This window comes from Planococcus sp. APC 3906 (assembly GCF_030407685.1).
Taxonomy (GTDB): domain Bacteria; phylum Bacillota; class Bacilli; order Bacillales_A; family Planococcaceae; genus Planococcus; species Planococcus koreensis.
On the sequence record NZ_JASDCW010000014.1, the window covers coordinates 36,967 to 61,330 of the forward strand.

General features: G+C 50.1%; 21 protein-coding genes. 13 read left to right on the forward strand and 8 right to left on the reverse strand.

Going from position 1 to position 24,364, the window contains the following annotated elements:
- Positions 1-71: 71 nt before the first annotated feature.
- The 3 genes from QMA09_RS09770 to QMA09_RS09780 all read left to right on the forward strand — a co-directional run bounded on the left by QMA09_RS09770 (position 72) and on the right by QMA09_RS09780 (position 3,829).
- Positions 72-1,505 (forward strand): amidase, encoded by a 1,434-nt coding sequence (locus QMA09_RS09770; protein WP_290212968.1) that lies wholly within the window; start codon positions 72-74, stop codon positions 1,503-1,505.
- A 67-nt stretch (positions 1,506-1,572) separates the two neighbouring features.
- Positions 1,573-2,199: an NAD(P)H-binding protein gene (locus tag QMA09_RS09775; RefSeq protein WP_290212969.1), complete on the forward strand. Its 627-nt coding sequence runs from the start codon at positions 1,573-1,575 to the stop codon at positions 2,197-2,199.
- A gap of 31 nt (positions 2,200-2,230) precedes the next feature.
- Positions 2,231-3,829, forward strand: coding sequence for an FMN-binding glutamate synthase family protein (locus tag QMA09_RS09780; RefSeq protein ID WP_290212970.1), 1,599 nt, complete (start codon positions 2,231-2,233; stop codon positions 3,827-3,829).
- A gap of 44 nt (positions 3,830-3,873) precedes the next feature.
- On the opposite strand, the gene QMA09_RS09785 is transcribed toward QMA09_RS09780, so the two are convergent.
- Positions 3,874-4,614 carry a hypothetical protein gene (locus QMA09_RS09785; protein WP_290212971.1) on the reverse strand — a complete coding sequence of 247 codons (741 nt, stop codon included), beginning with the start codon at positions 4,612-4,614 and terminating at the stop codon, positions 3,874-3,876.
- A 325-nt stretch (positions 4,615-4,939) separates the two neighbouring features.
- On the opposite strand from QMA09_RS09785, the gene QMA09_RS09790 reads away from it, so the two are divergent.
- The gene (locus tag QMA09_RS09790) at positions 4,940-5,374 is read left to right on the forward strand and encodes an Hsp20/alpha crystallin family protein (protein ID WP_290212972.1); all 435 of its coding nucleotides are present in this window, start codon (positions 4,940-4,942) and stop codon (positions 5,372-5,374) included.
- Positions 5,375-5,464: 90 nt separating this feature from the next.
- On the opposite strand, the gene QMA09_RS09795 is transcribed toward QMA09_RS09790, so the two are convergent.
- Entirely contained in the window at positions 5,465-5,989 is a 525-nt protein-coding gene (locus QMA09_RS09795) for a spore germination protein GerW family protein (RefSeq protein WP_290212973.1), read from the reverse strand.
- Between the two features lie 227 nt (positions 5,990-6,216).
- Here QMA09_RS09795 and QMA09_RS09800 point away from each other — a divergent pair, with 227 nt between their 5' ends.
- Positions 6,217-7,539, forward strand: coding sequence for an MFS transporter (locus tag QMA09_RS09800; protein WP_290212974.1), 1,323 nt, complete (start codon positions 6,217-6,219; stop codon positions 7,537-7,539).
- Positions 7,540-7,572: 33 nt separating this feature from the next.
- Here the strand turns inward: QMA09_RS09800 and QMA09_RS09805 are convergent, their stop codons facing one another.
- Positions 7,573-8,160, reverse strand: a complete 588-nt coding sequence (locus QMA09_RS09805) for a TetR/AcrR family transcriptional regulator (protein ID WP_290212975.1) — start codon at positions 8,158-8,160, stop codon at positions 7,573-7,575.
- A 182-nt stretch (positions 8,161-8,342) separates the two neighbouring features.
- Between QMA09_RS09805 and QMA09_RS09810 the strand changes: the two genes are divergently transcribed.
- From QMA09_RS09810 to QMA09_RS09820, 3 genes are all read left to right on the forward strand, one after another.
- A complete protein-coding gene (locus QMA09_RS09810; RefSeq protein WP_290212976.1) occupies positions 8,343-9,080 on the forward strand; it encodes an SDR family oxidoreductase in 738 nt (245 codons plus the stop codon).
- 19 nt (positions 9,081-9,099) lie between these two features.
- Positions 9,100-10,632, forward strand: coding sequence for a class I adenylate-forming enzyme family protein (locus tag QMA09_RS09815; RefSeq protein WP_290212977.1), 1,533 nt, complete (start codon positions 9,100-9,102; stop codon positions 10,630-10,632).
- A gap of 112 nt (positions 10,633-10,744) precedes the next feature.
- On the forward strand, positions 10,745-11,689 hold the full coding sequence (locus QMA09_RS09820; protein WP_290212978.1) for a phosphoglycerate dehydrogenase: 945 nt from the start codon (positions 10,745-10,747) through the stop codon (positions 11,687-11,689).
- A 51-nt stretch (positions 11,690-11,740) separates the two neighbouring features.
- Here QMA09_RS09820 and cysK read toward each other — a convergent pair whose 3' ends face one another.
- Positions 11,741-12,658 (reverse strand): cysteine synthase A, encoded by a 918-nt coding sequence (cysK, locus tag QMA09_RS09825; RefSeq protein ID WP_290212979.1) that lies wholly within the window; start codon positions 12,656-12,658, stop codon positions 11,741-11,743.
- Between the two features lie 88 nt (positions 12,659-12,746).
- Positions 12,747-14,471: an adenine deaminase gene (gene ade, locus QMA09_RS09830; protein ID WP_290212980.1), complete on the reverse strand. Its 1,725-nt coding sequence runs from the start codon at positions 14,469-14,471 to the stop codon at positions 12,747-12,749.
- Positions 14,472-14,656: 185 nt separating this feature from the next.
- On the opposite strand from ade, the gene QMA09_RS09835 reads away from it, so the two are divergent.
- A complete protein-coding gene (locus tag QMA09_RS09835) occupies positions 14,657-15,139 on the forward strand; it encodes an OsmC family protein (protein WP_290212981.1) in 483 nt (160 codons plus the stop codon).
- Between the two features lie 70 nt (positions 15,140-15,209).
- On the opposite strand, the gene ppsA is transcribed toward QMA09_RS09835, so the two are convergent.
- Together ppsA and QMA09_RS09845 are read right to left on the reverse strand one after the other, a co-directional pair.
- Positions 15,210-17,825 carry a phosphoenolpyruvate synthase gene (gene ppsA / locus QMA09_RS09840; RefSeq protein ID WP_290212982.1) on the reverse strand — a complete coding sequence of 872 codons (2,616 nt, stop codon included), beginning with the start codon at positions 17,823-17,825 and terminating at the stop codon, positions 15,210-15,212.
- Positions 17,826-17,885: 60 nt separating this feature from the next.
- Positions 17,886-19,364: a phytoene desaturase family protein gene (locus QMA09_RS09845; protein WP_290212983.1), complete on the reverse strand. Its 1,479-nt coding sequence runs from the start codon at positions 19,362-19,364 to the stop codon at positions 17,886-17,888.
- A 192-nt stretch (positions 19,365-19,556) separates the two neighbouring features.
- On the opposite strand from QMA09_RS09845, the gene nhaC reads away from it, so the two are divergent.
- The 4 genes from nhaC to QMA09_RS09865 all read left to right on the forward strand — a co-directional run bounded on the left by nhaC (position 19,557) and on the right by QMA09_RS09865 (position 23,550).
- Positions 19,557-21,023 (forward strand): Na+/H+ antiporter NhaC, encoded by a 1,467-nt coding sequence (gene nhaC, locus QMA09_RS09850; protein WP_290212984.1) that lies wholly within the window; start codon positions 19,557-19,559, stop codon positions 21,021-21,023.
- A gap of 265 nt (positions 21,024-21,288) precedes the next feature.
- Positions 21,289-22,086, forward strand: coding sequence for a DUF4397 domain-containing protein (locus QMA09_RS09855; protein ID WP_290212985.1), 798 nt, complete (start codon positions 21,289-21,291; stop codon positions 22,084-22,086).
- A 10-nt stretch (positions 22,087-22,096) separates the two neighbouring features.
- Positions 22,097-22,729: a class F sortase gene (locus tag QMA09_RS09860; RefSeq protein ID WP_290213014.1), complete on the forward strand. Its 633-nt coding sequence runs from the start codon at positions 22,097-22,099 to the stop codon at positions 22,727-22,729.
- 155 nt (positions 22,730-22,884) lie between these two features.
- Positions 22,885-23,550 (forward strand): reverse transcriptase-like protein, encoded by a 666-nt coding sequence (locus tag QMA09_RS09865; protein ID WP_290212986.1) that lies wholly within the window; start codon positions 22,885-22,887, stop codon positions 23,548-23,550.
- 487 nt (positions 23,551-24,037) lie between these two features.
- On the opposite strand, the gene QMA09_RS09870 is transcribed toward QMA09_RS09865, so the two are convergent.
- Complete coding sequence (locus tag QMA09_RS09870; RefSeq protein WP_290212987.1) at positions 24,038-24,313, reverse strand: hypothetical protein; 276 nt, start codon at positions 24,311-24,313, stop codon at positions 24,038-24,040.
- Positions 24,314-24,364: the final 51 nt, after the last annotated feature.

Sequence of the window (24,364 nt, forward strand, 5' to 3'; positions counted from 1 at the left end):
GAAATAATTGGTTTGTTTTCCAGCAGCTGATATATAATCAGAATAGATAGATAATTTTTGGGGGCGAAATAATGGGAACGATGGAACGTACGGCACAAAGCATACTGGACATGGACGCGACGCAATTGGCACGGCTCATATCACAAAAAGAAATTACTTCAAGAAGAGCAGTGGAAATCTTCATCGCACATATCAAGAAAATCAACCCCTCGGTCAACTGCCTTGTGGAAGACCGGTTTACCGAGGCACTCGAAGAAGCGGACCAGGCAGATGCGCAAATTGCAGCAGGAACTGCGCAGGGGAAATTATTCGGTGTGCCGATCGGCATGAAAGAGGCATTCGATGTGGCGGGCATGCAGACGACTGGCGGGCTACTGCGCCGAAAAGGTTTCTTTCAGTACAAGGATGCGGAAGCCGTGCGCAAACTAAAGGCGGAAGGTGCGATTATCCTGGGGAAAACGAATACGCCTGAGCTTTGCTTTTGCCAGGAAACGGACAATAAGCTTTACGGCCGCACGAACAACCCGCATGACGTTTCGCGTACGGCAGGCGGCTCAAGCGGAGGCGAAGCAGCGCTGATAGCGGCGGGTGGGGCAGCTGTCGGGCTGGGTTCCGACATTGGCGGCTCTATTCGTTTTCCAAGTCACTTCAATGGTGTCATCGGCTTCAAATCAGGAAAAGGCCAAGTATCTTCTGAAGGCAGTTATCCCGCTGTAGAAGAAGGGCTTCAAGAGCGTATGCTCGGCATTGGCCCGATAGCGAAAACGGTCCGGGATGCCCGGCTCCTTTATTCCATTGTGGCGAAAACGCCGCCTGCGAAAAAGCAATTGCATGATTTCACTATCAACGTATTGCCAAAGACAGGGTACCCTTTATCGCTGGAGACCGCGCATCTGCTCGACTCGATTTACGCCGATTTGTCGCGGGAGTTTGATACCGAGCGGGAAGTGCCGCCGTATTTTGAAGATTCTGCCGGACTGTGGCAGGAAATCATGTCCATCGGTGGAGCGGAGGGCCCGAAACGGGAAGCGTTTGGTACTCAATCTTCCCAGCCCTTACAGGAATACGTGAAAGAACGGATGACAGGAAAAGCCGATATCCATCGCTATCTGTCATGGGCGCTCATCGGTGCATCGCTGTTCAAACCATCAGCGAACCGCATAAAGAAAATTACAAAGTTCATCGAACATGGCGACCATATTCTGGAAGGGTATTTACACGGCCATATTCTGGTGCTGCCGGTTTATCATACAGGCGCAGCCAAGCACGGCGCCGTTTATAATGAAATCTTTTCCTTGAAGAAAACGTTCCAGCAATACTTGCCATATGTGGCTTATGCAAATGTCTGGGGCTTGCCTGCCTTGACGGTGCCGGTCGGCATTGATGGCAACGGCATGCCTGTCGCTGTGCAGCTGATCAGCAAAAATGGTAATGAAGAGGCATTATTCGAATTGGGCGAATGGCTGGAGCGGCATTACACCGGGTACTGGCGGGCAGAGCTATAGGAGCGTTTGTTTTATTCGCCATCGAGAAGGGGAATAGGATAAAAGATTAGATAAGAGGAGGGATCGCATGAAAGTGTTTGTTTTTGGCAGCGGCGGCGATATCGGCGGGCACGTGCTGAAACAGCTGGCCGCAGGTGGACACGACGCGGTGGCGATGGCGGAAACGGAAATCCGGGCGGAGGAGCTCCAAATGCTGGGCGCATCCAAAGTCATTGTGGCGGCGGAAAAAGACTTCAGCGGGGCATTGGCCGGCTGCAGTGCAGTTATCTACATCGCCGGCGACAATCCAATTGCCGGTGAGAACAAGAATATGCTGGTCGACCACAAAGCGGCAATTCGCGCAGTCGAAGAAGCACAGCAGCAGGGCGTAGAACGCTTTATCTATTTAAGTCCGGTGCGCCCCGACGAATCGGAAGAATCAAAAGAAACCGGCGCAAAAGATGAGCCGGAGGAAATGATTATACATTCTGGGCTGGTCTACACAGTGATCCGTCCAGCCAAGTCTGCCAGCAAGCCAGCAACTGGCACGATCATGGCAGCCTCCTCAATAGGTGATGCAGAAGGCGAGATTCCTTTTGAAGATGTGGCAGCGGTTCTCGTAGAGTCGCTCGGCAGCGAGGCGGCAGCAAACCGGTCATTTGAAATTGGGCCGGGGACAACAGCAATCTCTGAAGCACTGAAAGCCCTGCAATGAAAGAAGACAAATTGAAAAAGGTGGGTTATTGATGGGGAAAATATCGAAACACTTGCCGACGGCATTAACGGGATCGATGATTTTGGCGCCGCTGGCTTATGTGGCTTACCTTTACCAAAAGGATGACAATCAAAAACAGCATGCCATTTTGCGGAACTTTCCGCTGCTCGGACGTGTGCGCTATATGACGGAAGCGGTTGGGCCGGAACTGCGGCAATACCTGTTTTCGGATGATAATGAAGGAAAGCCGTTTTCGCGGCTTCAATTCGAAGATGTCATGCGGTCAGCAAAATACAATCAGCGCTTGATCGGCTTCGGTTCCAACCGGAATTTTGAAGAAGAAGGCTATTACATACGAAATAGCCTGTTCCCGCGCCTGGACACGGAACTGCGTGTCGACAATACGGAAAAAATCGACACCTTTAAATACGTTATCGACAAAGAAGGCTTGATGTCGCGCAAAGAGCATCGCGAAGGCGTGCAGATTGACCCGTATTATTTGCGCGAAGACGATGCGGTCGTCCTGGGTGAAAACAGAGTGCGCGAACCGTTCCGTCTTCGAGGGCTGATCGGGCAAGCGGGCATGAGCTATGGTGCGCTTGGAGACCATGCAATCACTGCGCTATCCAGCGGCTTGGCATTAGCTGGGGGAACCTGGATGAATACAGGCGAAGGCGGCTTGTCCGACTACCATTTGAAAGGCGGAGCGGACATCATCATGCAAATTGGTCCCGGCCTGTTCGGCGTCCGGACACCAGATGGTGAGTTTTCGATGGAGGCATTCAAAGAGAAGGCCGCGCTTGACCAAGTCAAAGCTTTTGAAGTGAAACTTGCGCAAGGCGCTAAAACACGCGGTGGGCATTTGGAAGGCAAGAAAGTCACTGAAGAGATTGCGCGGATCCGTTTGATCGAGCCAGGGAAAACCGTCAATAGCCCGAACCGTTTTGTAAAATACGATACGTTTCCGAAACTGTTCGACTTTGTCGACGAGCTGCGCGAAGCAGGCGGCAAGCCGGTGGGCATAAAAATCGTGGTCGGCGATATTGAAGGATTGCAGGAAATGGCGCAAATGATGAAAGAGCGCGGAAGCCAAAGCGGACCGGACTTCATCTCCATTGACGGCGGAGAAGGCGGTACCGGAGCGACATACCAGGAACTGGCGGATTCAGTCGGGCTGCCGATCATGACCGCGTTGCCGATTGTGGATGAAGTGCTTCGTGAATATGGCGTCCGGGACCAGGTAAAGCTGATTGCTTCAGGCAAATTGATCACACCGGATAAAATAGCGATTGCACTGGCTATGGGGGCTGACCTTGTTCAGATTGCCCGCGGCTTTATGATCAGCGTTGGCTGCATCATGGCGGAGGTCTGCCATACGAATACGTGCCCGGCCGGAGTGGCGACAACGGACCCGGAGTTGCAGGAAGGGCTTGTCGTTGAAGAAAAGCTTTTCCGGACGACGAATTACCTGACATCGCTGCGCGCAGGGTTATACAATATCGCTGCTGCTGCGGGCGTCGATTCTCCTACGAAACTTGAGCGCAAGCATATCCTTTTCAAAGACAGCAATGGGCGAATTTCACCGGTGGAAAATATGCTGGAAAAAATGACCGGGGCATTGGAAAAATAATAAGGCAACATAAAAAGGGCCTGAAAGCCCTTTTTTATGTTGCCTTATTTTATGAGTACCTGCAGCAAAACGGCGATAAACACCATTCCGATGAGAAATGCAGGGTAGCTGCTTTTCTTTTCATCCGGCAGCTCATCATTCAGGATGTTCAACACGATACCGCCTGTCAGGAAAGAGGACAGGAAGGCAATGGTCAAATCACTTGCATGGGTTGTCTCGTACAGGATCCAGCCTGCCAAAACGGAAAAAGCCAAAACCCAGCGCCCGATTTTCGTATAGAGGTCTTCGTGGGTCAAGTGGAGAATTCGGTTATTGGCGATGAAATGGAAGGAAAAGACGATAAAGTAAATAACATATGCGGCAATATTATCCCCGCTTAATTCAGCGAGAAGATAGCCGATTAAGCCGTTGTAAAGAGAGAATGCGCCGATTTCCAAAGCGAATATGGATTTATCCGGCCGGGTGAGGTTCTTTTCTTCTGTGTTCTCCCTCTCCGATTTTTCGCTCAATTGATTGATGCCGTAAAAAACAGCAATTCCCAGCAATGCGGCTACGTAAGTGACGTAATCGATTTGTTCAAGCCAGCCGGGCAGCGTCGCCTCTTCAACAACTTCCCGGTAATGGGTCAGTTCCGGAACGAGGTGCAGGAGGACATATGCGATTGAGCCGCCTGAAACCAATGAAACCAGCCGGTTAGTGGGGCGTTCATCCAAGAACTTGATAGCGTCTGTGAAGATATGGACAATGATAAAGCCGATGATTACGAGCACGCTGGGTATGAACATCTGATTCCTCCTTATTAAGTTACGCTATGCGATAATTTTATATACCCGATTTAATGAATATTACGTAGCTTCGCCATTTATTATTTTCAGCGCTTATCCAATAAAGTAAGCGAAGAAAAATGAAAAACGGTTGACATTAATTTGATTAGGATTATAATTTTTATAGAAAACTAAATATTCTAATAACTTTATTTAGTTTGAGTGAAAGCGGAAAAATGCATGCAGGGAGGCGGATGCCGAACCTATGGAAAAGAGGATTTGAGAGGCGTCAAAGGCCGAGGGATGCCGAGCGCTATTCAAAAAAACGAAAAGAGGAGATGCAGCAATGCGAAAATTTTTGCCAAGCAAACGTGATGATTTTTTCCCGAGCCTATTTGAAAGCGGATTCGAAACCGATTTGTTCGACCGGTTTTTCAAGGAATCCCATTATCCGAAAGTGGATATCAAAGAAGTTGAAGATCATTACGAAATGAAGATGGACGTGCCGGGATTTTCTAAAGAAGACGTCAAAGTCGAATACAAGGATGGCTACCTGCAAGTGGAAGGGACTCACGAGGAAAATAAGGAGACAAAAGAAGAAGACGGCCATTTTATCCGCAAAGAACGTTCGTATGGTTCTTTTAAACGAAGCTTCTATGTGGGGGAAATCGATGACAGCAAGATTTCCGGCTCATTCAAAGACGGGATGCTGCAGCTTCAAGTTCCGAAAGCGACAGAACAAGAGAAACAGGAGAAAGGCAAGCAAATACAGATTGAATAGGTGCCGAACTGACATTCAACGAAATAAAGAGCCCTACGGAATCAATTGATTCCGTAGGGCTCTTGCCGTTTTCAAAATGGCCTATGAAACTTAATCGCTATGCCCCATGCCTTTCATCTTCATGCCTTGGCCTTTCATCTTCATGCCCTGGCCTTTGGTTTTGCAGCGGGAGCCCATGTGCATACGGCCTCTTTTTTTGTGATCCATGCGGCCTGGCTTGTCCTGGCTTGCGGCCATCAAGAAAGCGAGGCCCGCCATCATGAGCGGCATAAGGATAATCAGTTCCACCGGGACAATCGGCCGGTAGACGGTTTTCTCAGCTGTCATGTTGTAAATGCCCACCGGCTTCACTTGGAAAGAACCGCCAGCCCCTTCACCTTGTCCGCCTTCCACTTCGCCAAAATCGGAAGAATCGGCATCTGCGCCTTCGCGTTCATAGCCGCTGCCGGCACCTGCACCAACACTGTATTTGACTTTGGCTACAGGAATAATAGTCCGGCCCTGCATCTCAATCGGATCGCCATAGACGAGCGATACATCGCGCGCTGTTGAAAACTTTTCGAAAATCGGAAGCAATGGAGACGATTTGAACGGTGTGAAATCTTTTTCATCCATGTTCTTCACTCCTTCTAGATAGTTGGATATGGATATCGTGCAGCTTTTGTGCGCCGTGGCGGCAGCGGTGGAAGCAGCAAGCGAGAACAGTTCCCTCACCCGCCAAACTGATACTATATAAATTCGCTTCATCCTGAGCTATCCCTCTATTTAAATTAAGGTATTGTTGAAACCTTTTTTCAAGCGCATACTAAAACAAAACAGGGATATAGAAAGAAGGAAGCTTTATGTCACAAAAAAATAAAAGCCTTGATGGTGGCCAAGGTAACTCCGCGTTGATGAGGCAATACGCTGAATCGCCGGAAATGCTGCAGCAGCTGTATCGGAAAACATTGTGGATTGTGGTCTTTTCGCAGATGCTTGGCGGTGCAGGGCTAGCCGCAGGTGTAACGGTCGGTGCATTATTGGCGCAAGATATGTTCGGGGACGAGAGCTTTGCCGGCATCCCGACCGCTCTGTTCACTTTAGGTTCAGCAGGCGGAGCGTATCTGGTCGGCAAGCTGTCGCAGAAATACGGCCGGCGTCCAGGTCTTGCTACCGGTTTTTTCGTGGGGAGCATGGGAGCGGTCGGTGTCATCGTATCAGCCCTTGCGGACAATATAGTGATGCTGCTGATTTCGCTATTGGTTTATGGGGTAGGGACGGCAACTAATTTGCTTGCCCGATACGCCGGTACGGATCTTGCAAGCTCGGAACAGCGAGGAAAGGCCATCAGCATCGTTATGGTATCAACGACATTCGGCGCGTTCGCCGGGCCGAACCTGGTCGGTGTCATGGGCCGATTCGCCGAGTCCATCAGCATTCCGGCGCTTGCTGGGCCGTTCATCTTATCGGCAGCCGTTTATCTTACTGCGGCCATTGTGCTGTTCCTTTTCCTGCGTCCAGATCCTTTGCTGGTGGCACAGGCAGTTGCGGATAAAAAAGTGCAGGACGACAAAGCGGCGAATAAACCTGCAGCAAGCACGCCGGCAATCCATAGCCGCGGTGTATTTCTGGGAGCTTCGGTGATGGTTGTCACGATGATTGTCATGGTGGCGATCATGACAATGACGCCTGTCCACATGGGTCATTACGGACATGACCTCAGCGCAGTGGGCATGGTCATCAGCATCCATATCACTGCAATGTACCTGCCGTCATTGTTGACCGGGGTATTGGTCGATAAAATCGGGAGAACGGCCATGGTCATCGCAGCGGGCGCAACGTTGCTTTCCGCTGGAATTGTGGCGGCAATTGCACCAGGCGGCTCGCTTCCCATGCTGATTCTGGCACTTGCTTTGCTTGGTTTGGGCTGGAATTTTGGCTTAATCAGCGGAACGGCGCTTATCGTCGATTCGACGCTGCCAGAAGCCAGGGCTAAAACACAAGGAACGATTGATGTGCTCGTCGCTCTGTCTGGTGCGGCAGGCGGCATGTTGTCGGGGATGGTTGTTGCCGGATATAGCTACGCGGTGCTATCGCTTGGCGGTGGCTTCCTGGCGCTTCTGCTCATCCCGATTGTTGTCTGGTCGCTTGGCAATAATAATAAAAAGGCCATAGGGTCGAACTGAATTCAAAAAACCGTCTTCTTTGAAGGCGGTTTTTTACGCTTTAATCCCCGACAACAGAATCTCCATCAGCAACTTCAGTTCTTCTTCGATATCAAAATTGTCATGGGCGCACCAATCATAGACATTGCCGCGGATCGCTTTTGCCCATTGGGAGGAAAGTGCGTCGGCCGACAAATCTGTGCGGAATGTGGCTGCTTGCTGGCCTTTTCCAATTTGTCTTTTGACAATTTGGAAATAAGGGCGGCCTGGGTCCGATACAAAATTCTGTTCGCTGGGCCGCAGCAGGTTCATGTAGATGGTACGCACCGTGTCTTTCCCTAGTTCATCGCGCAAATAACGCGCTTGGGCAATGTGCAGCCGTTCAAGGAAAAGAATGGGGCTTGTGCTTGCCGCATGCTCTTGCTCAAAAGCCAGGTAAAATTCATCGATTTCCTTGAATTTCTCCAAGAAAATTTCGTATTTGGAATTGAAATGCGTGTAGAATGCGCCTTTGGAAGTGTTGGATTTTTCCGTGATGTCGCTGACGCGCACCTCATCAAAGCCGTTCTCATTGAACAATTCCAGGGCGGCGTCGAGAATCTTCTTGCGGGTCAGCTGTGCTTGCTGTTGCCGTGATGCCAAGTGGATGGCCTCCTTAGGTTTAGAATAGTTTGACAATTAAAGGTTGAGGCGATATGATTTTTAAAGACTCTGGTCTTTCAAGCTGGTTTCATTTTACAGGAATATACGCAGATTGCCAAAAGGCGATCATTTTTTTGGATTTTCAGAGACTCGGGTCTCTTGAAAAGGATGGAGGAATTCTCATGAATTTAACAGGAAAGATTGCATTTGTAACCGGCGGAGGCAGTGGCATTGGAGCTGCGATTTCCAAACAACTCGATCAGGCGGGCGCATCGGTCGTCGTGTTTGATTTGAATGAAGATGCAAAAGAAATCACACATTCACTCGAAAATGAAAGCCTTTTCACGAAAGGCAATGTCGCAAATAGCGAAGATATAAACAGCGCCGTCGATGCGGCGATGGAAAAATTCGGGCGCATTGATATCCTGGTCAATAATGCAGGAATCTTCCGCGACAAGAAATTGGTGAATATGTCGGAGGAAGAATGGGACGGCGTGCTGGATGTCAATTTAAAAGGGGCATTCCTCACTATTAAGAAAATAGCGCCTTTGATGAAAGAAAGCGGCTATGGCAAAATCGTCAACATTTCTTCGGTATCGCATAAAGGAAATTTCGGGCAGGCGAATTATTCCGCTTCAAAAGCCGGTTTGGTGTCGCTGACGAACACTGCGGCATTGGAACTCGCTCCGGAAATAACGGTCAACAGCATTGCGCCAGGCTCGATCGATACCCCGCTGTTCCAATCGATGGATGAAAAGGGGAAAGAGAAGTTCCTCAAGAAAATCCCGATGAAGCGCGTAGGGGAACCGGAAGAAATTGCCCAAGCGGTGCTGTTTTTCTCTTCCTCTGCCTCAAGCTATGTAACCGGCACTTTGCTTGAAGTGGACGGCGGACTCACTACCGGATTGAATTTGAAATAAGCGGGGGGGGAAGCGCAATATGGAGATGAATATGGACTTCTTGAATGTCGGAATGATGCTGAAGCGCAATGCGCGCCATTACCCAGAGAAATTAGCCATCATCCACGGCAGCGAACGGCTGACGTATAAAGTATTTAATGGGCGCGTCAATCGTTTGGCAAATGCCTTGATTGGCAAAGGCATCGAAAAAGGCGATCGTGTCGCGATGTTATTGCCAAATAGCCTCGAGATGCTGGAGCTTTTCTGGGCGGCTGCCAAAATCGGCGCTGTCATTGTACCGCTCAATCCAATGGTCCGAGGTACGGACAATATCTATCAATTGGAAGATTGCCAGCCAAAAATGGCGGTGTTCCATGCATCTTACGAGGATGAAATTGCCAGCATCAAAGAACAGCTCGGTTTTATACGGTACTTGGTGTCGGCCACTGAAGAACGGGGCGAATTCCTCCGCTACAGTGAATTGGTCGAGGGCCAGCCGGACCACGAACCGGATGTTTCCATTTCCGAAAACGATGAAGTGAACATCATGTATTCATCAGGCACCACAGGTCTGCCAAAGGGCATTATCCATACCCATAAAACCCGCATCATGTATGCGTTTTTGTGGGGCATGGAATACGGCGTGAATTTCAACAGCACGGTGCTGGCAACGGGAAGCCTGGTGTTCAACGGTTCGGTGGCATTCATGTACCCGGCGATCTGTGCGGGTGCGACCTACATCCTTGAAAGCAAATTCGATAAAGATGAAATTATCGGTTTGATTGAAAGAGAAGGGGTTACGCATACAATGATGGTGCCGACACAGATCATCACTGTGCTTGACCATCCTGGCTATGATCCGGCACGTTTGTCGTCGCTGCAAGTATTGCTGGCGCTGGGGGCACCGCTGCCGCAGAACCGCAAACAGCAGCTGGCTTCCGAATTGCCTGGCAGGCTGTTTGAATTGTATGGGCTGACAGAAGGATTCCTGACGACGCTGCGCCCTGATTATGTACTGGAGAAGCCGGGTTCAGTCGGGCCGCCGATGATTTTCAATGAATTCAAGATAGTCGACGAAGCGCTCCAGGAAGTTCCGCTGGGCAAAACGGGTGAGATTCTTGGGCGCGGCCCGACGATGATGGCGGGGTATTTGAACAAGCCGGAATTGACGGAAGAAGCGCTTGTAGATGGCAAATGGATAAAAACAGGCGACATTGGCTTTACGGATGCGGAAGGCTATATCTACCTGGTCGACCGGAAAAAAGACATGATCATTTCCGGCGGCGTCAATGTATTTCCGAAAGATATCGAAGAAGTGGTCAGTTCCCATCCTGCGGTCTCCCAAGTGGCAGTCGTCGGCATCCCTGATGAGAAATGGGGCGAGATTCCTGTAGCCCAGGTGATCTTGAAGCCGAACCAAAAAATCAGCAGTGCCGAGTTGATGGACTGGGCCAACACACGTGTAGCAGCGAAATATCAGCGCCTCAAAGCGCTGGCCATTGTAGAAGACCTGCCGAAAAACGCGTCAGGCAAAATTCTCAAGCGCCAAATTCGGGAGCAGTATAAGAATTAACGGAAAGAGGTGATAGCGATCACCTCTTTTTTATGTGTAAATTTGCAAAAACTGCGCCATTAAGGGAAGCTGAAAGGTAAGATTGAAGAAAACCAATTGCTGGAGGGATTCGATGAATATTGTGTTGTTGCTGAAAGAGGCATTTTACGAAGCGGACAAAAACCTGATACCCGAGCTTGAAACAATCGGTGAAGTGAAAGTGCTGCATACGGATAATGGCATCGGGAAAGACCAATTGAAAGCGGAAGTGAAAGATGCGGAGATTATTTTGGTGAATATCGTTAAACTCGATAAAGAAGTGATCGATGCTGCGCCAAATTTGAAGGGCATCATCAAGTTCGGGGCAGGGATCGACAATATCGACGTCGATTACGCTAAGCAAAAAGGCATTCGCGTCACGAGCGCACCGGGAGTGAATGCGCCGGCAGTGGCGGACCATGCGTTCGGTTTGATGCTGTCAGCGGCGCGCCGCATTCCGAAAAAAGACAGCGAAGTGAAAAACGGGGTCTGGCAAACGGAGATGGGTTTTGAAGTGTCCGGCAAGACACTCGGCATCATCGGATTCGGTGCCATCGGCAAAGAACTCGCGAAGCGCGCGACAGGATTCAGCATGAAGACGCTCGTCTATGGGAATCATAAAGATTATGTGCTGGCCGAGCAATTAAATGCACATTTTGTCGACAAGGATATTTTGTTCAGCGAAGCGGATTTCATCGTGGTCGCGACATCGCTGACGGCGAAAAACAAACACCTGGTCAATGCAGCAACGCTCAGCCAAATGAAGCCGACCGCATTTTTGGTCAATATTTCACGTGGCCAATTGGTAGACGAGAAAGCCCTGGCGGAGGCGCTTGAAAAAGGCGGAATTGCTGGAGCCGCTTTGGATGTGTTTGAACAGGAACCACCGGCGAATGGCTTGCCGCAACTTGAAAACGTCGTCGCAACTCCCCATATCGGTGGGGCAACATACGAAGCGGTTGCCCGGATCAGCAAATTGTCGGTATCGAACATCCGCAAGCTGCAAAAAGGCGATGCGCTCGACTATGAAATCAACTGAATAACTCCATGAAAATACCCCTGGTTGCCGCGGCAACCAGGGGTATTTCAATCAGTCAAAAAGATTCATGCTTAAATAACGTTCGCCGGTATCGGGTGCAATGCACAGCACTTTTTTGCCGGCGCCGAGGCGCTTCGCGGTTTCAATTGCCGCAAAAACGGTGGCTCCTGCGGAAGGGCCGACGAAGATGCCTTCCTCACGCGCCATTCTCTTGAACATATCGATGGCATCGTCATCATTGATTTGCATGATTTCATCGTAAATCTTGGTGTTGAGGATATCCGGTACAAAGCCAGGGCTCGTGCCCACCAATTTATGCTTGCCGGGTTTCCCGCCAGACAACACTGGAGATCCTTTCGGTTCTACTACAACGATGTGCAGGTCCGGCAAATGGTCTTTCAAGGTTTCGCCTGTCCCGGTGATGGTGCCGCCTGTTCCCGCTGAGGCGACGAAAGCGTCAAGCTTGCCGTCCATCTGCTCCAAGATTTCAGTGGCCGTCGTATTGCGGTGGGCATCCGGGTTCGCCGCGTTCTCAAATTGCTGTGGAATAAAACTGTTCGGAATTTCTTCTTTCAACGCAAGCGCTTTGCCGATCGCACCCGGCATTTTGTCATCGGCAGGAGTCAATTCCACTTCGGCCCCAAAAGCTTTCAGCAAATTGATGCGTTCTTTGGTGGCGTTGTCCGGCAGCACAAGAATCGCACGATAGCCTTTTGCTGCTGCGACCATGGCCAGGCCGATGCCGGTATTGCCGCTTGTCGGCTCGATGATTGTCGCGCCAGGCTTCAGGATGCCTTGTTCTTCCGCCATTTTAATCATATTGAACGCAGCGCGGTCTTTGACGCTTTTCGTCGGGTTGAACATTTCAAGCTTTACGTAAACATCCGCAGCGCCTGCTGGGACCAGTCTATTCAATTTCACAACCGGCGTATCGCCGATCAAGTCCGTAATGCTGTTAAAGGGTTTCATGCGTAACAACCTTTCGTTTCTGAGATTCTATCTGTATCCATCATCTATTCTAGTATAAAAAGGTTCTGCCACCAAGGAAGAAAGCTTACTAGCCTTGTTGGGATACCGGGATATGCTTGAAAGCTTTGACATCGAAAAGCCCGAGGTCGGTAAGCTTCAAATCCGGGATGACCGGCAGCGACAGGAACGACAAGGTCAGAAATGCGTTGAAATGAGTCGGAGCCCCGATTGCCAGCAAGCTCTTATCCAGTTCTTTCAGCTGTGAGTAGACATCTTCAAACGGTGCTTCGGACATCAGGCCGGCAATGGATAACGGCAGCGAGGAGAGGATTTGGCCGTTCTCTACTACGGCCAAACCGCCGCCCATCCCTTGCAAGGTTTCTGCCGCAAGCATCATATCGGCGTCATTCGTGCCGGCTGTAATGATGTTATGCGAATCATGGGCAACAGTCGTGGCAATGGCCCCGCGCTGCAAGCCGAGCCCTTTTGCGATTCCAAGCCCGACGTTGCCGCTTGCTTTATGGCGTTCAATAACCGCAATCTTCAAGAGGTCCTGCTGTGGATCAGCTGTAAAAAAGCCAGCGCTTTGCGGAACTTCTTCTATAAGATGCGATGTAAGAAGGCTATTCGGATGGATGCCGATAATATGCGCTTTTGCACCTGTTTGGAGCGGGATGCGCAGCTTATCGGCCGTCAATGCGGCCATATGGACCGTATCTTGAACGCTGCCAGCGATTGCCCGTTCAGAAGAAGCCCCGACATAGCGGCCGTTTTTGGCAGCAAGCTTGCCGCCTTTATAAACCTCGGAAATCGTAAAATCCTCCAAGCTGTCGAGTAAAATGAAATCAGCGTCGTAGCCCGGCGCAATCGCCCCTTTGGAAGAAAGGCCGTAGCATTGCGCGGCATTAAAGCTGCCCATCGAAATAGCCGTAATCGGATCGAGTCCATAGGCGATGGCAGCGCGGACGTTGAAGTCGATGCTGCCTTCTTCAATCAAATCATCGAGGTGCTTATCATCAGTGCAGAACAAGCAGCGGGAAGCATTTTGTTCAGTTACCGCCTCGAGCAAGGCGTTCAAATCTTTAGCAACCGAGCCCTCGCGCAGCATGACATACATGCCGCGTTCGATGCGCGCCAACGCTTCTTCTTTTGTCGTGCATTCATGGTCGGTCAGAATGCCGGCACTGCGGTAGACGTTGATATCATTTACAGAAAGCCCGGCGGCATGGCCATCGATTTGGCTGCTGAGCAGCAATTTATCGAGCATGGCGTTATCAGCGCTGAGGACCGCGGGGAAATCCATGACTTCCGCAAGCCCCAGGACGCGGCTGTTTGAAACGAATGGGCGCAAGTCTTCAGCACTTAATGCGGCACCGCTATTTTCAAAAGGCGTCGCCGGTACGCATGAAGGAAGCATGAACATGACATCGAGCATCGTGTCTGCCGAATCATCGAGCATAAAATCGATGCCAGCTGAACCGCGGACGTTGGCGATTTCATGCGGGTCAGTGATGACGGTCGTCACGCCATGAGGCAAGACGACTTGGGAAAATTGATGCGGCGTGACCATCGACGATTCAATGTGGACATGGGCATCAATGAGACCAGGGGACAAGAAGCGTCCGGCGGCATCGATTTCTTCAATTCCTTCATAGTCTCCGATTCCGACGATGGTGCCGTTTACAATGGCGACGTCGCCGGAAGACAGCTCTCTTGTAAAGACATTGACAATCCGGGCGTTGCGGATGACCAAATCCGCTTGGGTGGTTTTATTGGCGGCTTGGATGCGTGCCGTGAGCTGTTGCTTGTTCATGGTTATCAGGCTCCTTTAGAGGGTTCGGTGGGTTTAGAGCTCGTGGGAAAACGATGCATTGCCTAATTCTACAACTCCCTCCAGCGGAACACCAGTTAAAATTCTCCGGGTAATTGCTGATGGAATGCTTGAAGAAATGGGCGTATACTGTCGCTAAAGGAAGATTCAGAAAGGGGATGGCAGTAATGGACAATCGTTCCGAAGCTATTCATACCACAGCGGCGGCCATCACAATTGACGGTCCAGGCGGGGAAAGCTACATGGAAGACGGAGCATTTTCGACGCTTGTGTCCTTGCCGCGGGAAATGGGCGGCAAAGGTGAAGGTTTCAGCCCGGCCAAGTTTCTGGCGCTGAGCTGCAGCAGCAGCTTCAGTTTCACTATGGCAGACATCATGGAAGAAGCGGGGCTAGCGGGCAGGACCCGCATAAGCTGTAAAGTATCAATGATTCCGAATGCAACAGGCGGGGGTTCTGAGTTTGCGATGGCATTGGATGTATCGGTTAAAGGATTGGCTATATCGCAAGTACAGTCATTGGCGGATAGTGCATTTGAGCGATGCCCGTTTTCAAATGCAGTGAAAGGGAATGCTGAATTGAAGGTAAGCGTTGTGCCTTACGAAGAAAAAGAGCCGCCGATTTTTGAGGCGGACAGCAATTGGGCCATTTAAAAAGCAGAAAAGAAGAGCCGGTTCTGGACTTTAATGCATCCAGGATCGGCTCTTTTTGATGGGCCTAAGTTTAAGAAAGGATTTCGACATAGCCTTCCGAACCATTGACGCGGATGCGCTGGCCATCTTTGATCAGACGGCTGGCATTTTCGACGGCTACCACCGCAGGGAGGCCGTATTCCCGTGCGATGACCGCACCGTGGGTCATGAGCCCTCCCACTTCGGTCACGAGCCCTTTGGCGGAAACGAACAGCGGCGTCCAGCTCGGATCGGTAAACGCAGTGACGAGAATATCACCTTCTGCCAAAAAAGCGTCTTCCATCCGCATGATCACACGCGCGCGCCCTTCTACAATGCCGCTTGAAACGGCGATGCCCGGCAACGCACCTGCAGGCATATTTCCGGTATCGTATTCTCCTGTCAACACCTCACCTTCAGAAGTGATCAAGCGGGGCGGCACCATTTTGCTGTACTGCCGGTAAGCAGCTTTCCGGTCTTCAATAAGCCGGTAATCCACGTGGCCGGTATGGACAAGCTCCTGCAATTCATTGAAGAATAAATAATAGATATCCTCCCGTTCATGTATAGCCCCACGTTCCTGCAGCAAACGGGCTTCTTCCATCAACGCCTCTTTGTAAATGCCGTAGCGTTTGATAAAAGCGAATTTCGGATATTCCCGGAAACCGAGGTAATTGTCTAAGATCCGGATGCGGTTTTTCAATTTCTTGATTTTTCTTCTGCCACCGCGCTTCTGTTGTAGCCCGCTGACGAGCTCTTGTTCTTTCATCTCCGCTTTGAACTTGCCCTCCTGCAGCCGCGCCGCTTTTTCATTCGGCCGGAAATTTTGGATATTGCTGATGATGGCCGGCGCGAGAATAGCGGGCTGCTCCATCCATCGTGTCTGAGTGATATCGATTTCGCCGGCGCAGCGCATGCCGTATTTATCAAGGAATTCCCAGTATGCCGCACTGAACACTTTGCCGCCTTCGAGCTTTTGGAGCGCGCCGAAAAAGTCTTCTTTATCCGGATTCTCTAAAAAGCGGATGACGGCGGGTGAGTTGCGGGCAGCGTCTGCCACATCCAGCAAATCCAAGCCCATTTCAGAGGTGACGTTATCCGGAACGGATTGGGACAAGGTATCGCCCGCATTTTTTTCGCCGAGCCATTTCTCCATGTTCGCGTTGATCCACATCAGTGCGTAAATTCCGACCATGATGATGGCCAAACCTTGTGGATCGTAGACATTTTTCTTCAAATTCTCCTGGTCCCGCAATAGGAAAGCAATCAGTTCATCGCCGGAGAACAACCCGATTTGTTCAGCAGCCTGCCGAATGGAAGCCTCGTTTTTGGCAATAACTTTTTTTGCGATAGCCCGGTCATTCTGGAAGTAGACGTTGAATAATTCAAAAACGAATTTCCAGGAGAGCGCACCGGACCCAATTTTAAACGCTCTTTTGCCGCGTGGCAGCTGTTCTTTTCTTTTGGTGAAATCGGCAAGGGCATGATGCATCTTGATATCACTTTTGCGCATCGCATTGACGAGCATCTTCCTTCCGCTCCAGGAAGCCAAATCGTGGGAAATATCGAAATACAAGCGGCCGCCGATTGCATCCATCGGGATGTCCGGCATGAATCTGAAAAATGACATGCCCAGGGGATTGATGGGTGCTGTCATCATTTGCCGGTGGCCAATGGACATATAGAGGCGGAGCGCGCCGTCCTTTTTGGGCGGAAGCGGAAAAAGGGTGGTGATCGGGCGGCTTTGAAGAACGAATAGCTCTCCTTTATCAATGCACCATTCGATATCCTGGGGTGTATGGAAATGGGCTTCGATGAGCTTCCCGAGCTTTGCCAGCTTCAAAATCTCATTGTTCGGCAAAGCTTGGAGCTGCTGTTTGCCGTCTTCGACTGCCTGTTCTTGCGTGCCGCCGCCTGGAATCGGATAGACTGCGACTTTTTTTGTAGACACCGTTTTTTGAACGATTCCGCCGTTTTGGACTTTGTAATTATCCGCAGACACAACGCCAGATACCAAAGCTTCGCCAAGTCCGTAGCTGGCATCGATCGACAGCATTTTCCGATTTGATGAAACCGGATCCGCTGTGAATAAGATGCCGGACACTTGCGGGAAAATCATCCGCTGGACGATGACCGCAAGAAAAACGCTGCCATGCGCAAAGCCGTTTTGGCTTCGGTAAATAGCAGCGCGCTCCGTGAAAAGAGAGGCCCAGCAGCGGCGGACCGCGTGCAGAATCTCTTGGGATCCTTTGATATTCAGATAGGTGTCTTGTTGGCCGGCAAACGAGGCGGAAGGCAAATCTTCGGCGGTTGCGCTTGAACGCACAGCGTATTCACCGTGCTCGCCGTATTCTGCAAGGCGGCGCACGATTTCTTTTTGGATGTCCTCCGGAATTTCGGCCGCTTCGATCAATCCACGCACTTTCCCGGCTGCGCTGCTGATGCCGGCAAAATCATCGGCAAGGCACGCCGAGAGGCCTTCGATCGCTTTACGGATTTCCGGGTTTTCGGTGATGATTTTTTTGAATGCCGCCGCTGTAACGCAAAAACCTGGAGGCACCGCCACTTCGGGAATCTTAGCCAGTACACCGAGGTTCAATCCTTTGCCGCCGACAAGCGGCAAGTCCTTGTCAGTAATATCGTGAAAATCCAATATATAATTTCGCAAAATAGCCGTCCCCTTTCTATTTTGTCTAATCGAATTTATAGATTTTCATTAGCAGAAACATTAAACCAGCCGTTTTCCAGCAATCGAACGTGCGGCGTGGATGCCGCTTGCTGCTGCGCCGATCGTGCCGCCGCCAGGGAAAATATGATCTCCGCAAAGGTAAAGGCCGGAGATTCCCGAACGGTGTGAAATGGAGTTGAATAAAGCGGAATCGAGCGTTTGCGGAAAACCGCCGACATAGCCGTTCGGCCTGCCGGTAAAACGTTCCCAAGCCTTCGGCGCCCCTTTTTCAAGATGGACGATGGCGTTCTGGAAACCCGGAATCTGCTCTTCGATTGCACCCAGCATCTTCGCGGTCAAAGTTCTGCGGGTGGATTTGTATTTTTCCTTGTTGTCCCAATGGCGTGCTTCTGAATGCGTAGAAACAGTCACCGTGCGAAATCCTTCAGGAGCCCGCAGCCGATCTTCCGCATGCGAAGAAGACATGAAGAAATGCTGCCCTTCTGCCATGCCGCCGCCTGTGGAAATCTGCCGGAACAAGGGCAGGGGTGCCGCCAGTTTCGATTCATCAACGGCAATGTAAAGCGTCAGCGTCGTCCAGGTTTCGCTTTGAATGCCTTCAGCGAGCGGCTTCTTCAATTGCTTCATGAGTTCTGGCGGCAGCATCTGCGGCAACAACTGGATCGGTGCATTGACAATTACGGCATCCGCTTCATAGCCATTGCCGCGGTGATCGATTGCGTGCCAGCCGCTTTCACTTTTTTCGAGTTTAAGGACTGTCCGCCTTTTCTTCAGGACACCGTTATTTGCGGCCAGGCTGTCCGCCATGATTTCAGCGAACCGGTAAAGCCCGCCCGGTACATAAAAAGCGCCTTCGTGGTAAATATCAAGCGCTGTTGCGGCGAGAAGATAAGAAACATCCTCGCTGCCGGTCTGCATGCTGTCGATCAACAAGCCGTCCAGCATATGGCGGAAAGGCTGGAGCTGTGCCAGGCCATGGTGCGCTAAGCGCTGCCCGAGTGTCTGGTTCAGAAAGGGCAGCAGTTTGACATGTACCGGCCGGACAGCGGCAGCGAGATAGGCCCATTCTTTAGGTGTCGAAGGAGGCAAGGAAGGGAGTGGACCCATCAAAGTCCGGACAACCGCAGCAGTTTGTTGGATTTCCCGATAGAAAGAACGAATCTGTTTGTCGTATTCCGGGAAATGCGACGCAATGCCGTCAACATGGAGCTTTCTGTCCTTTAGGAACTCGTAAGTCGCTTCAGGATGAACCATTTCCATGACATGTTCGAGCGGTTCGATCGCCAGCGGCGCCTCCAGGAAACGAAAGATCCGTTCGTGGATGCCGCCTGCTTCCAGTCCCATTCCGAGCGTTGCGCCAGCGGGAAACAGGAATTTATGGCGCTTGAATTTGCCGGCACAGCCGCCGAGTTCTGAAGATGCTTCCAGCAGGGTGACTGTATCGCCATTCTTTGCAAGCAGGGATGCTGCTGTGAGGCCGCCGATTCCAGCGCCGATCACCAATATTTTTTTGCCCATCCAGAACCCTCTTTTCCTTTTCAAGTTTTGGCGGGTTCTTCACGCCTGAACGAAGTATCGTATATTTAATAAAATAACATAATAATTATAAAAAGTAATTTTTGAAATTTTTTTGTTTTTATAAATTCTGATTGCGCTTACATTGTTATAGTGGCAAAATAACTAATAGATTAAAAAGTGAGGAGAGAAAGCATGAAAAAACATCAAGAGATACATACACCATTCTTTCTGGCAATCATTCCTTTATTGGTGATGATTACTGCAATGGCAGTCACAATCATTAAATTTGGAGGCAGCCCCCACATCCCGCTATTGATCGGAACCGCCACTGCAGCGATTATCGCTTGGCGCCTCGGATACAAATGGGACGATATTGAAGAAGGGGCTTATAAAGGCATCCGGCTTGCACTGCCAGCGATTCTTATCATCATACTTGTCGGCATGATCATCGGTTCTTGGATTGGCGGGGGAATAGTCGCTACAATGATTTTCTATGGCTTGAAACTGATTACGCCTTCTCTGTTTTTAGTAACCATCTGCATGATTTGTGCAATCGTCACTTTGGCCATCGGAAGTTCATGGTCAACAATGGGCACAATCGGCGTTGCGGGCATGGGAATCGGCTTGAGCATGGGAATTCCAGCCGCAATGGTTGCTGGCGCAGTTATTTCAGGATCGTATTTCGGTGACAAAATGTCTCCGCTTTCCGATACGACAAACTTAGCGGCCGGCATTACGGGCACTGACCTGTTTGAGCACATCAAGCACATGATCTACACAACCATACCAGGTTTATTAATTGCCCTTATCGCTTATTTCTTCCTTGGACGCAAATTTGGCGGGTCCGCTGTAGACTCAGGCGAGATCAACGCTATCCTGTCGACGCTCGACAGCAATTTCACTATTTCACCGTGGCTTCTGCTTGTGCCGCTCGCGGTTGTCGTTATGGTCGCGAAAAAAGTTCCGGCAATGCCGGCTTTGGCAATCGGCGTATTTCTGGGATGGCTTTGCCACGTAATCGTTCAAGGAGGAAATGTAGGCGACGCTGTCAATACTCTCCACGATGGATTTGCCATCACTACAGGCAATGCAATGGTTGATGATCTCTTCAACCGCGGCGGCATCGATTCGATGATGTTCACCGTTTCCCTGACAATTGTTGCCATGGTTTTCGGCGGCATCATGGAGCAGGTCGGCATGCTTCAATCAATCGTCAACCAAATTTTAAAAGTGGCGCGCACTGCAGGCAGCCTTATTGCTGCCACAGTGGTTTCTGCGTTCTTCACAAACGTCACCGCTTCTGAACAATACATCTCAATCTTGCTCCCGGGGCGCATGTACGCAAAAGCTTACCGGGATAAAAAGCTCCATTCGAAAAATCTGTCTCGCGCTTTGGAAGACGGAGGGACCATCACATCTCCGCTGGTTCCTTGGAACACGTGCGGTGTCTTCATACTTGCGACATTAGCGGTGCACCCGTTCGCGTATGCACCTTACGCCATTTTAAACTACACGGTGCCGATCATATCGATCATTATGGCTTTCCTGGGCATCAAAATAGAATACCTCAGCGACGAAGAAATCAAAGAACTCGAGCACAAAGAAGCCCTTCAGCTTAAAGGCGATCAAGCGGCTGCCTCGGGAACGGTAACAACATAAAAAGGGAACGGCGGCAGCTTAGGCTGCCGTTTTTTTTATGTCTATGAATAAGATTTCTGCAAATAAAAGGAGGGTCTTTAAAGAAAAAATTAGTATTTTAAGAGGCTGGATGGGTTGTTTTTATCAAAATTAAAGGGTTTATTACTAAAATAAAAGAAATTTATAAAAAATTCAGACTTTATCACTTGCATAATTTTTGTAGATGTATTATAAATAAGGTGTACAAATGTTATACAAATACTATACAGGAAAAGGAGAGGAAAAAATGAAGAAAATTTTTGCTTTACTTTCACTCGCTTTGCTGCTCGCCATGACGTTAGTGACAGGGGTCTCTGCAGATTCACACACGGCTAAAGTCCGGATCGTCCACGCTTCACCGGATGCTCCAGCGGTAGATGTATACGTAAACGGGGATGCGGCATTGGAAAATGTTCCATTCAAAGCGGATTCCGGCTATTTGGATCTGCCGGCAGGCACACATGATGTAGAAGTTTTTGCAACAGGCACAGCGTATGAGGAAGGTGCAGGGGTGCTGCGTGCAGACCTCACGATTGAAGCAGGAAAAGCCTATACAGTTGCAGCTGCCAATACAGTGGATGCACTTGAATTTGTAATAGCGGAAGATTCAATGGAAGTAACAGCAGGTAAAACGAAAATCCGCGTCGGCCATTTGTCGCCGGATGCTCCAGCAGTTGATGTTGGATTAATCGGTGGGGATGCCGTATTCAGCGGAGCAGAATTCCCGGGAATCACGGATTACACTGAATTGGATGCTGGCACATACGATTTGGAAATCCGTTTGCCGGATGGAACTCAGGTTCTGCCATTAGAAGGAACAGAACTGGCAGCTGATACAGTTTACAGCGTCTTCGCTGTCAACACAGTTGATTCGATTGAAGTTCTGGCATTAGTGGATTACGAAGCGGCAGGATCGCCGGACGGCATGCCGACAACTGGATTAGGAACACCTAACCAGGCACAAACTCCATGGTTGTTGATCGGTGGTACACTTGCATTGTTTGCAATCAGTGGACTGGTGTGGAGAAAACGATTTCAAGAATAGGTTTCTGTTGATGCTCGTCCTCCTTGGCGTCCTTGCCGGCTGCCAAGAAGTGGAGGATGAAGTAAGCGTACGCACTGAAAACGTCGGATTTGCCGCTGAACAGACTGAAAAAGTGGAAGTGAATGTGAAAGCGGCAGAACCAGCAGGGGAGCCCGCTGGCGAGCCTGCAAAAAATCCGATCAATCTAAGCACGCGGACAGGCATCGCACCTGAGTCATTGAAGATTCCCGCTATCGGAGTCGATACGTCGGTGCAGCATCTCGGAACCACTGAGACCGGGGAAATGGCTGTGCCGGACAATATTGATGAAGTCAGCTGGTTTTCCCCCGGCTATCAGCCCGGCCAAAACGGCCGCGCTGTCATAGCCGGGCATGTTGATGGCGTTGACGGGCCCGCTGTATTTTGGGATCTGTCTGAGCTGCAGCCGGGAGATGAGATTACAGTAGAAGGAGAAGGGCGCCAATTGATCTACAAAGTCCACACGATGGAATCCGTCCCGCTGGATCAAGCGGACATTCCAAAAATCTTCGGCTATTCCTCTTCTCCGGAACTGGTGCTGATCACTTGTTCCGGCACGTACGACTTTGACAGGGGGACACGGGAGGAACGGCTCGTAGTCTATGCGAGCTATGCTGGAGAATAACCGCAAAGGCGATTTCACACTTCTTTATTGAAGAATGTGAAGTCGTCTTTTTTATGTGTGAATAAACGAAATCGTGTTTTCATTAAATCAGGGAGACGTTTATAAAATCTGCAAAAGGAAATAGGTAGGGTATAGAAGGTTAGGGGGACTGAGCAATGGAAATCCGCATCAAATGGGGCTATAAAACGCCGAAAGGGACGGAGACAGTTTTCCATTCCGAAGAAATGCCAGCCGCCAAAGCGCTGCTTCTGGCTGAAGATCTGGAGCGCACCGGAAGAGCCAAAAATCTGTCGTTCATCGATCGCTATGACAGCAATTGGTCATTGAAAGAACTGAAAAAGTATTTGAAAGGCATCGAAACAGAACCCCATAACATCAAGGTCTATTTTGATGGCGGCTTTAATCCGGGCACAAACGCATCAGGGCTCGGCTGCGCTATCTATTACGAACAAAACGGGAAGTTCTACAGGCTGCGGCGCAATGCCGCTGCAGCAGAGCACCTGTCGAATAATGAGGCGGAATATGCAGCGTTGTATTTAAGCCTGCAGGAATTGGAATTGCTGAATGTCCATGACATGCCTGTGCACTTTATAGGCGATTCCAAAGTGGTCATCAACCAGATGGATGGAGACTGGCCAGTCATTGAAGTCAACTTGGCAAAATGGGCGGACCGCATTGACGGCAAGATGAAGAAACTCGGCATCCAGCCGGAATACGAACTGGTGCCTCGGAAAAACAACGCAGAAGCCGATCAGTTGGCGACACAGGCATTGAATGGCATCAACATCACAGGCACGATTGAAATTGTAGATGAACAATAAAAAAAGCAGGGCAGCCAATTCGGCTGCCTGCTTTCATGTAGTAGAAAATAAATATTTTCTGTTATTTAAAGAATCAAAAGTCATTTCCTCTTAGGTATACCGGATTCTGCGCTCCATGCGGACGCTTTCCGCGGACGAAGCGCTGAGCCTCCTCGTCGCAAGCTCCTTCGGGGTCTCATCACTCCGTTCTTCCGCAGGAGTCGCCGCATTGCGCTCCGAACCCTTGAGAGATTGCTTACGAAGAGCGGATTAGTTGGTTACTCTCTTTAATGAGAGCCACATACTAACAACCGGTCTGGCCACGAAGACTCCTGTGGGACAGCGAAGGCTGAAGACCCCGCAGGAACGTCAGTGACGAGGAGGCTGAAGCTGAGCCCACGGAAAGCGAAGTGGCTAGACCGGTTGTGGTCTACACAGTTTTTCATTTTGAATAGATTTTGTCTACAGTCTGAAAGCAGGGCAGCCAATTCGGCTGCCCTGCTTCTTTTCAATTCTTATAAGGTTTTTCGTCAAGATCATGGTAGGTCAACGGGTAGCCCATCGACACCCATTCAGAGCGATGGGACGCATCCAATTCGGTCAGTCCTTTTTCGGCGGGATCGAGGCCGGCGTTCGGACTTTCTTTCCGGTCTGAACTTTGGCTGAAGTTCGTGTCATGATCCGGGTAGACCCAGAATTTTTTTCCGCGTTTTTTAATATAATTCACCAATAGGAAAGCACTGGCGCACGAGGCGCACGCAAGAAATACACTTTTTTTATCCATTTGCTGTTCCTCCGTTCAATAGGCGTGTTGCTATTAAATTCCCGATTACCT

Bases quoted from the DNA above. Each gene is read 5' to 3' on its own strand.
- QMA09_RS09770 (WP_290212968.1), top strand. From the start codon at position 72: ATGGGAACGATGGAACGTACGGCACAAAGCATACTGGACATGGACGCG.
- QMA09_RS09775 (WP_290212969.1), top strand. From the start codon at position 1,573: ATGAAAGTGTTTGTTTTTGGCAGCGGCGGCGATATCGGCGGGCACGTG.
- QMA09_RS09780 (WP_290212970.1), top strand. From the start codon at position 2,231: ATGGGGAAAATATCGAAACACTTGCCGACGGCATTAACGGGATCGATG.
- QMA09_RS09785 (WP_290212971.1), bottom strand. From the start codon at position 4,614: ATGTTCATACCCAGCGTGCTCGTAATCATCGGCTTTATCATTGTCCAT.
- QMA09_RS09790 (WP_290212972.1), top strand. From the start codon at position 4,940: ATGCGAAAATTTTTGCCAAGCAAACGTGATGATTTTTTCCCGAGCCTA.
- QMA09_RS09795 (WP_290212973.1), bottom strand. From the start codon at position 5,989: ATGGATGAAAAAGATTTCACACCGTTCAAATCGTCTCCATTGCTTCCG.
- QMA09_RS09800 (WP_290212974.1), top strand. From the start codon at position 6,217: ATGTCACAAAAAAATAAAAGCCTTGATGGTGGCCAAGGTAACTCCGCG.
- QMA09_RS09810 (WP_290212976.1), top strand. From the start codon at position 8,343: ATGAATTTAACAGGAAAGATTGCATTTGTAACCGGCGGAGGCAGTGGC.
- QMA09_RS09815 (WP_290212977.1), top strand. From the start codon at position 9,100: ATGGAGATGAATATGGACTTCTTGAATGTCGGAATGATGCTGAAGCGC.
- QMA09_RS09820 (WP_290212978.1), top strand. From the start codon at position 10,745: ATGAATATTGTGTTGTTGCTGAAAGAGGCATTTTACGAAGCGGACAAA.
- cysK (WP_290212979.1), bottom strand. From the start codon at position 12,658: ATGAAACCCTTTAACAGCATTACGGACTTGATCGGCGATACGCCGGTT.
- ade (WP_290212980.1), bottom strand. From the start codon at position 14,471: ATGAACAAGCAACAGCTCACGGCACGCATCCAAGCCGCCAATAAAACC.
- QMA09_RS09835 (WP_290212981.1), top strand. From the start codon at position 14,657: ATGGACAATCGTTCCGAAGCTATTCATACCACAGCGGCGGCCATCACA.
- QMA09_RS09845 (WP_290212983.1), bottom strand. From the start codon at position 19,364: ATGGGCAAAAAAATATTGGTGATCGGCGCTGGAATCGGCGGCCTCACA.
- nhaC (WP_290212984.1), top strand. From the start codon at position 19,557: ATGAAAAAACATCAAGAGATACATACACCATTCTTTCTGGCAATCATT.
- QMA09_RS09855 (WP_290212985.1), top strand. From the start codon at position 21,289: ATGAAGAAAATTTTTGCTTTACTTTCACTCGCTTTGCTGCTCGCCATG.
- QMA09_RS09860 (WP_290213014.1), top strand. From the start codon at position 22,097: ATGCTCGTCCTCCTTGGCGTCCTTGCCGGCTGCCAAGAAGTGGAGGAT.
- QMA09_RS09865 (WP_290212986.1), top strand. From the start codon at position 22,885: ATGGAAATCCGCATCAAATGGGGCTATAAAACGCCGAAAGGGACGGAG.
- QMA09_RS09870 (WP_290212987.1), bottom strand. From the start codon at position 24,313: ATGGATAAAAAAAGTGTATTTCTTGCGTGCGCCTCGTGCGCCAGTGCT.